The 8,017-nt window shown below is 63.7% G+C and carries 8 protein-coding genes and 1 tRNA gene; 7 read left to right on the forward strand and 2 right to left on the reverse strand.

Annotated features, from left to right (window positions below):
* The first annotated feature begins 203 nt into the window (after positions 1–203).
* A complete protein-coding gene (locus tag AMS69_RS17665; protein WP_053969366.1) occupies positions 204–2,390 on the forward strand; it encodes an elongation factor EF-2 in 2,187 nt (728 codons plus the stop codon).
* Positions 2,391–2,578: 188 nt separating this feature from the next.
* Here AMS69_RS17665 and AMS69_RS17670 read toward each other — a convergent pair whose 3' ends face one another.
* Positions 2,579–3,631, reverse strand: coding sequence for a peptidase (locus AMS69_RS17670; RefSeq protein WP_053969373.1), 1,053 nt, complete (start codon positions 3,629–3,631; stop codon positions 2,579–2,581).
* 147 nt (positions 3,632–3,778) lie between these two features.
* Here AMS69_RS17670 and AMS69_RS17675 point away from each other — a divergent pair, with 147 nt between their 5' ends.
* The 6 genes from AMS69_RS17675 (at position 3,779) to AMS69_RS17700 (ending at position 7,620) form a co-directional block, all read left to right on the forward strand.
* Positions 3,779–4,000: a hypothetical protein gene (locus AMS69_RS17675; protein WP_053969367.1), complete on the forward strand. Its 222-nt coding sequence runs from the start codon at positions 3,779–3,781 to the stop codon at positions 3,998–4,000.
* A 79-nt stretch (positions 4,001–4,079) separates the two neighbouring features.
* Positions 4,080–4,613 (forward strand): amino acid-binding protein, encoded by a 534-nt coding sequence (locus tag AMS69_RS17680; RefSeq protein ID WP_053969368.1) that lies wholly within the window; start codon positions 4,080–4,082, stop codon positions 4,611–4,613.
* Positions 4,610–5,554 (forward strand): homoserine dehydrogenase, encoded by a 945-nt coding sequence (locus AMS69_RS17685; protein WP_053969369.1) that lies wholly within the window; start codon positions 4,610–4,612, stop codon positions 5,552–5,554. Before AMS69_RS17680 ends, AMS69_RS17685 begins: the two co-directional genes overlap by 4 nt.
* Positions 5,555–5,827: 273 nt before the next feature.
* Entirely contained in the window at positions 5,828–7,093 is a 1,266-nt protein-coding gene (tuf, locus tag AMS69_RS17690) for a translation elongation factor EF-1 subunit alpha (protein WP_053969370.1), read from the forward strand.
* Positions 7,094–7,096: 3 nt separating this feature from the next.
* Positions 7,097–7,408, forward strand: coding sequence for a 30S ribosomal protein S10 (gene rpsJ / locus AMS69_RS17695; protein ID WP_004515425.1), 312 nt, complete (start codon positions 7,097–7,099; stop codon positions 7,406–7,408).
* 140 nt (positions 7,409–7,548) lie between these two features.
* Positions 7,549–7,620 (forward strand) — tRNA-Ala (locus AMS69_RS17700).
* A 139-nt stretch (positions 7,621–7,759) separates the two neighbouring features.
* On the opposite strand, the gene AMS69_RS17705 is transcribed toward AMS69_RS17700, so the two are convergent.
* The coding region (locus tag AMS69_RS17705) for a transposase (protein ID WP_162230996.1) at positions 7,760–8,017 on the reverse strand (258 nt) is incomplete at its 5' end.

Raw genomic sequence — 8,017 nt, forward strand, 5'->3', positions numbered from 1 at the left:
ACGCTCCCGTCCGCTGGCTGGCGCTAATACCTTTGCAATCATTACTCATCCGCATGCAAATAATTATAATCGCAGAGCATACGCTCCCGATTACCGGCCAAGCGGAATGCCAGACCATGCCACGCGAACGGCCGGATTTCGAGCGGTCACGGCCGTAGTGAAACACTATCCTTTTGACCCTGCTGTTGATAGAAAGCTGTATAATGGGCCGACGTAAGAAAATCGTCCAAGAATGTGAGACACTGATGGACGATCCGGAGCACATCCGGAACATCGCCATCGCTGCTCACGTCGATCACGGAAAGACGACACTGACAGACAATCTGCTGGCCGGTGCCGGCATGATTTCCGACGACACCGCCGGCGAACAGCTGGCGATGGACACCGAGGAAGACGAACAGGAACGTGGGATCACCATCGATGCGGCTAACGTTTCGATGACCCACGAGTACGAGGACCAGAACCACCTCATCAACCTCATCGACACCCCCGGCCACGTCGACTTCGGTGGCGACGTGACCCGCGCGATGCGTGCCGTCGACGGCGCGCTGGTGGTCGTCGACGCCGTCGAGGGCGCAATGCCCCAGACCGAGACGGTGCTCCGGCAGGCGCTCCGCGAGGGCGTCAAGCCGACGCTGTTCATCAACAAGGTCGACCGCCTCATCTCCGAGCTCCAGGAAGGCCCCGAAGAGATGCAGGAGCGCCTGCTCGCGGTCATTCAGGACGTCAACGACCTCATCCGCGGCATGACCGAGGAGATGGACGACATCGAGGACTGGACGGTCTCCGTTGAGGAAGGGACCGTCGGCTTCGGCTCCGCGCTGTACAAGTGGGGCGTCTCGATGCCGTCGATGCAGCGGACCGGTATGGACTTCGGCGAGATCATGGAACTCGAGCGCAACGACAAGCGCCAGGAACTCCACGAGCGCACGCCGCTGTCCGACGTGGTGCTTGACATGGTGTGTGAGCACTTCCCGAACCCAGTCGACGCCCAGCCGATGCGCGTGCCGCGTATCTGGCGTGGCGACGCCGAGTCCGAACTCGCAGAGGACATGCGCCTGGTCAACGAGGACGGCGAAGTCGTCCTGATGGTCACTGACATCGGTGTCGACCCCCACGCCGGCGAGATCGCCGCCGGTCGTGTCTTCTCCGGCACGCTGGAGAAGGGCCAGGAGCTGTACGTCTCCGGAACTGCGGGCAAGAACCGCATCCAGAGCGTCGGTATCTACATGGGTGGCGAGCGTGAGGAGGTCGAACGCGTTCCTGCCGGCAACATCGCCGCCGTCACGGGCCTCAAGGACGCCATCGCCGGCTCCACGGTCTCCAGCGCCGAGATGACTCCGTTCGAGTCCATCGAGCACATCTCGGAGCCGGTCATCACGAAGTCCGTCGAGGCACAGAACATGGACGACCTGCCGAAGCTCATCGAAACGCTCCAGCAGGTCGCCAAGGAAGACCCGACCATCCAAGTCGAAATCAACGAGGACACCGGCGAGCACCTCATCTCCGGGCAGGGCGAACTCCACCTGGAAGTGATCGGCCAGCGTATCGAGCGCAATCAGGGCATCCCGATCAACACCGGTGAGCCGATTGTTGTCTACCGTGAGGCCCCCCAGGGCGACAGCCGCGAAGTCGAAGGTCGGTCGCCGAACAACCACAACCGCTTCTACATCAGCATCGAGCCGCTCGGCGAGGACATCGTCGAGACGATCAAGATGGGCGAAGCGTCGATGGACATGCCGGAACTGGAGCGCCGTGAAGCGCTGCAGGAAGCCGGCATGGACAAGGACGACTCCCAGAACATCGAGCACATCCACGGGACCAACATCCTGCTCGACGAGACGAAGGGTATCCAGCACCTCAACGAGACGATGGAGCTCGTCATCGAAGGTCTTGAAGAGGCCCTCGACGACGGTCCGCTCGCGTCCGAGCCGGTCCAGGGGTCGCTCATCCGCCTCCACGACGCCCGCCTCCACGAGGACGCCATCCACCGCGGTCCGGCCCAGGTCATCCCTGCGGTGCGTGAGGCCGTCCACAACGCGCTCATCGACGCCAGCATCAAGCTGCTTGAGCCGATTCAGCAGGTCCGCATCGACGTGCCAAACGACCACATGGGCGCTGCAAGCGGCGAGATCCAGGGCCGCCGTGGCCGCGTCGACGACATGTACCAGGAAGGCGACCTGATGGTCGTCGAGGGCGTCGCGCCGGTCGACGAGATGATCGGCTTCTCCTCGGACATCCGGTCGGCCACCGAGGGCCGTGCCTCCTGGAACACCGAGAACGCCGGCTTCCAGGTCCTTGCCGACAACCTCCAGCCTGACAAGATCAGCGAGATCCGCGAGCGCAAGGGTATGAAGCAGGAACTGAACCCGGCTATCGACTACTTCTAAGTACCTTTTTACTTCGTCGGGTTTCCTCGCGCCGCCAACGGCGGCGCTGCGGGAACCACTTCTCGCAAAAATCTACGCTAAAAACGACCTCCGAGTCGCGCTCTGCGAGCGCGCTCGGAGTGAAACCGCGCGCCGACGGCGCGCGGTACGCTCGTCCGTCCCGTTTTTCGCTCCGCTACAGCGCGGTTTTACTCCGCCGCTTGTGCCCGTAGCCTGTCGATTCGGTTCCCCAGCGGCGGCGATTTCGAGAGCGGGTTCGCGAACCGTCGTCTCGACGGCTCCATGTCGTGAACGTCGGCGTACCGTTCGAGTGCGTCGGCAACGGCGTCCGGGCCGACGCGGTCAGCGGCGTAGTCGTCGGCCGCGCGGACGCCACGACGCGTGACCCACAGGCTCAGGACGACGAGGCCGAGGCTCACGCCGGCAAGCGGCCACAGCGGGCCGATGTCGGCCAGTGCCAGGAACAGCGGGACCAGCGCGAGCAACAGACCGGCGACGACCCGGGCGAGTACCCGGGCGTTCTGGCGGCCAGCCTGGACCGCAAGCAGGGCCGTCGCCGTCTCGTCGTCGAGCGCGTCGAGAAACGTACTGGTTACGAACAGGCGACGATACCCGGGAACGCCGCGAACGGTCGCGTTCGCCGTCCCCTCACGGTCGGTGTCGAGAATCCGGATGTCGCGGACGGTCAGCCGCGCGCGCTCCCGGAGCCGATTCAGCGTCGCTTCGGTCGATTCCTCCGGCGTCCGGACTGACCGAACGACCGGGATAATCCAGGGGGCCGCGGCCTGCAGGGCGACGACAAGCGCGGCGACGACGGCCAGCAGGACGACCGACGATAGGCCGGTTTCGAGCGGCGCGATGACGACCGTCACGAAAATCGACAGCCCGAGGACGTACCGTCCCATCCGGGCGAGCGCCCGGCCGGTCGAGAGGTCGATGTCCCGGACGCCGCGGACGCCCCGAACGGTCGGCGCGTAGGCGGCCAGTCCGACGCCGCCGGCGGCGAGCAGTTCGGTGAACGTCGCCAGCAACGCCTGGACCGTTCCGGCCCCTCCGCCGACTACTGCGTAGCCGAACCCGAGCAGTCGAAAGACGACGTACGACAGCAGGGCAAACGGGAGCAGGACCCCGAGGTACAACTGCCGATATCTGGCGACGGGGTTCGAGAGTTGCTGTACGACTATGCTTCCGAGCGCGCCGAGAGCTGCTCCGACGACGGCGAGGAAACCGACGAGGAACAGCCCCGTGCCCGTGGCTATCGGTGGTGTCTGGAGGCCGTACACATACGACACGCTTCACCGGCAGGAAAAAAACGTAGCGTTCCCCCTGTCTGCACCTGTTCACGTCGGAGCCACACGCTTAGGTCGCCCGGCACCGAACGGCAGGGTATGAGCGACCGCCTGCATCAGATCGTTGACCTCCTCGTGGCTGCTGTCATCGCCGGCACGTCGACGTTCATCTGGAGTTACGTCCTTCCGACGGGGCTGGCACTGACGCTCGCGGGGATGTTCGCGGCGATGTACTACTTCTCACGTAACCCCTGGGGGTCGACTCGCGGCGAAGCGTACAACGAGTGGATCGACGACCTGTACAACCGCTTTCTCCCGTGAGACCAAACGAACGGTTTCTTATACGTGCCCCTGCTGAGTCATCCACAATGAGCCGAGATACCCAGGAGGTGAGCGGGCGATGAGCGACTCGACCGACGAGGTACGGTCCTACACAGTTCGGCTGGAACTGGTCGACGAACCGGGTGAACTGCTGCGGGCGCTCGAGCCCATCGCCAACAACGGCGGGAACCTCCTCTCTATCTTCCACGAGCGGGGGAACGTGACCCCGCGGGGCCACATCCCCGTGGAGGTCGACCTGGAGGCGACCCCCGAACGGTTCGACGGGATCGTCGACGCACTCCGGGACGCGGGCATCAATGTCATCCAGGCCGGGGCCGAGCAGTACAGCGAAGCGCTGACGATCATTCTCACCGGCCACCTCGTCAACACTGATCTCTCTGATACGCTCTCGCGGATTCACGAATCCACGGACGCGACCGTGACTGACCTCTCGCTGTCGGCACCGGAGGGAACGGACGATGCTTCCAGCGCGCGCATCCGACTGGCAACGGAGGAAGGGGCGGTCAACGAGACGATGTCCGCTATTCGTGCTGTCGCCGACGAGAAGGAACTGCAGGTCATCGAGCCGCTCGCCGCGGGGGGCGAGGCATGAGACTCGCCGTTATCGGAGCCGGTGCAGTCGGCTCTTCTGTCGTCGAACTGGCGGCCGACCACGGCCACTCAGTTACTGCGTTCGCCGATTCTAGCAGCGCCGTCATCGACAGCACTGGTATCGACACTGCCGAAGCGCTCGACCGGAAGCGGGCCGACGGCGTCGTTGGGAGCGACGCGCCCGAGGCCGCGCTTTCGGCCGAGTACGACGTGCTCGTCGAGGCGACGCCGACGACGCTTGGCGATGCTGAGCCGGGATTCGGCCACGTGCAGGCCGCACTCGAACGTGACCGCCACGCTGTGCTGGCGAACAAGGGCCCGGTCGCCGAACGATACGCGGACGTTCGCGCGCTGGAACGGGAAAGCGAGGGGTCGGTGCTGTTCGAGGCGACCGTCGGCGGCGCGATGCCGGTCCTCTCGACTATCAACGACTTCGACCCGACCCACATCACCGCCGTTCGCGGGGTACTCAACGGCACCGCGAACTTCATCCTCTCGCGGATGGCGACAGAGGGGCTGGATTACGAACATGTCCTCGCGGAAGCACAGGACCTGGGCGTCGCCGAGGCCGACCCGACCTTCGACGTGGACGGGACCGACGCAGCCCTGAAAGGCGTCATCATCGCGAACGTCCTCTCTGACGATGAGACGGAGTACACGCTCGATGACGCTGCGGTAGAAGGAATTCAGGACATCTCCGGCAGCGCGCTCGAACTTGCGCGGGCTGACGGCCGGACCGTCCGGCTCGTCGCCGAGGTCGTCGAAGGGTCTGTCCGTGTCGGCCCGCGACTTGTTCCGGACAACGCGCCGCTTGCCGTCTCCGGGACCCGGAACATCGCCCAACTGGAGACCGAACACGCCGGCCAGCTCAACATCTCCGGTCGCGGTGCCGGCGGCCCGGAGACGGCGAGCGCGGTACTCGCCGATATCGGCCGACTGTAACGGGACAGCAGGGTTTCTACCGCGACCACACCGTTCCTGTATTCACTGTCTGTCACAGCTACTCGTCTGTTTGGCACTCGAACCAACACTATCCCGGCTGTGACTGCCGGGACCAACCGTCTTCCTGACCAAGCTATTGGGTGTCACACTACCATGCCATGTCGTGCCGAATCGCAAGAAAGCGACGGCCTGACGCTTACACGCTTTCGAAATCGTTTTATGAACCACCAGCTAATAAACCCGATACAGCGCCTCTGCGCGTGAGAGATAACAATGAGCGACGAACAACACCAGAACCTGGCCATTATCGGCCACGTCGACCACGGGAAGAGCACGCTCGTCGGCCGACTCCTGTACGAGACAGGATCGGTACCGGAGCACGTCATCGAACAGCACAAAGAAGAAGCCGAGGAGAAGGGCAAGGGCGGCTTCGAGTTCGCCTACGTCATGGACAACCTCGCCGAAGAGCGTGAGCGTGGTGTCACCATCGACATCGCCCACCAGGAGTTCAGCACCGACACCTACGATTTCACCATCGTGGACTGTCCTGGTCACCGCGACTTCGTGAAGAACATGATTACCGGCGCGTCCCAGGCCGACAACGCCGTCCTGGTCGTCGCCGCCGACGACGGCGTTCAGCCGCAGACTCAGGAGCACGTGTTCCTGGCCCGCACCCTGGGCATCGGTGAACTCATCGTCGCCGTCAACAAGATGGACCTCGTCGACTACGGCGAGTCCGAGTACAAGCAGGTCGTCGAAGAGGTCAAGGACCTCCTCACCCAGGTCCGCTTCGACTCCGAGAACGCCAAGTTCATCCCGGTCTCCGCGTTCGAGGGCGACAACATCGCCGACGAGTCCGAGCACACGGGCTGGTACGACGGCGAAATCCTGCTGGAAGCACTCAACGAACTGCCGGCACCGGAGCCGCCGACGGACGCGCCGCTCCGACTGCCGATTCAGGACGTCTACACCATCTCCGGTATCGGTACGGTCCCGGTTGGCCGTGTCGAGACGGGTATCCTGAACACGGGCGACAACGTCAGCTTCCAGCCTTCGGACGTCTCCGGCGAAGTCAAGACCGTCGAGATGCACCACGAGGAAGTCCCGAAGGCCGAGCCCGGTGACAACGTCGGGTTCAACGTCCGCGGCGTCGGCAAGGACGACATCCGACGCGGTGACGTCTGTGGTCCGGCCGACGACCCGCCATCGGTCGCCGAGACCTTCCAGGCCCAGATCGTCGTGATGCAGCACCCGAGCGTCATCACCGAGGGCTACACCCCGGTCTTCCACGCTCACACGGCACAGGTCGCCTGTACCGTCGAGTCCATCGACAAGAAGATCGACCCGTCCTCCGGTGAGGTTGCCGAGGAGAACCCCGACTTCATCCAGAACGGGGACGCTGCCGTCGTGACGGTCCGCCCACAGAAGCCGCTCAGCATCGAGCCATCCTCCGAAATTCCGGAGCTTGGTTCGTTCGCTATCCGCGACATGGGGCAGACCATCGCCGCCGGCAAAGTCCTCAGCGTCAACGAGCGATAACGCATGTCCCAGCAGGCACGCGTTCGGCTCGCGGGCACAAGCCCCGAGGACCTCGACGACATCTGCGCCGACGTGCGGGAGATCGCGAACAAGACCGGTGTCGAACTCTCCGGTCCGGTTCCGCTCCCCACCAAGACGCTTGAGGTTCCCACCCGCAAGTCCCCCGACGGCGAGGGGACCGCGACGTGGGAACACTGGGAGATGCGCGTCCACAAGCGGCTCATCGATATCGACGCCGACGAACGGGCACTGCGCCAGCTGATGCGCATCCAGGTTCCCAACGACGTCTCCATCGAGATCGTCCTCGAGGACTGAGCCTCGGGGAACTGTCGCTTCGCGACAGCGTCGTTGTGTACGCCCGTCCGAACCGCTGGCCGGGACAGTGTGAATCGCTATCGAAGGCCGCTCTCACGCGCAGGGTTTTTATAACTCCGCGTTCGAGTGGCAGACCACGCGGGCTCGTAGATCAGTGGCAGATCGCTTCCTTCGCAAGGAAGAGGCCCCGGGTTCAAATCCCGGCGAGTCCATACGCGCTTCGCGCGTTCGGTAATTTCGACACCTCGCGTCGTCTATATTTACCAGCATAACTCCGACAAGGGTGCAAATCAGGCACCGATTGCTAGTGGTCTGAATCGGCTGTGTTGAATCGCCATACAGCAGTGGAATTCACTGTTTCACGGCTCGCTTGATGTTATAGACGACACACATCAGCGCGATTTCACGGAACTCCCGGAACCAAGTACGCGCTCGCACGGCGAAGCCGAGCGAGCGCTTCACAGCCGAGTTCACAGTCTCGGTCATCGAGCGCTGATTGTAGCGCTGTTCGTCGATTCTGGCGTTGTGCGCGTGGTCGTAAGGTGCGAAGATACGATGTTTGATGAGCGGGCGAATCCCGAGGTTACGAAGGGATTCGCGGAGCGATTG

The organism is Haloarcula rubripromontorii (genome assembly GCF_001280425.1).
GTDB classification, from domain to species: domain Archaea; phylum Halobacteriota; class Halobacteria; order Halobacteriales; family Haloarculaceae; genus Haloarcula; species Haloarcula rubripromontorii.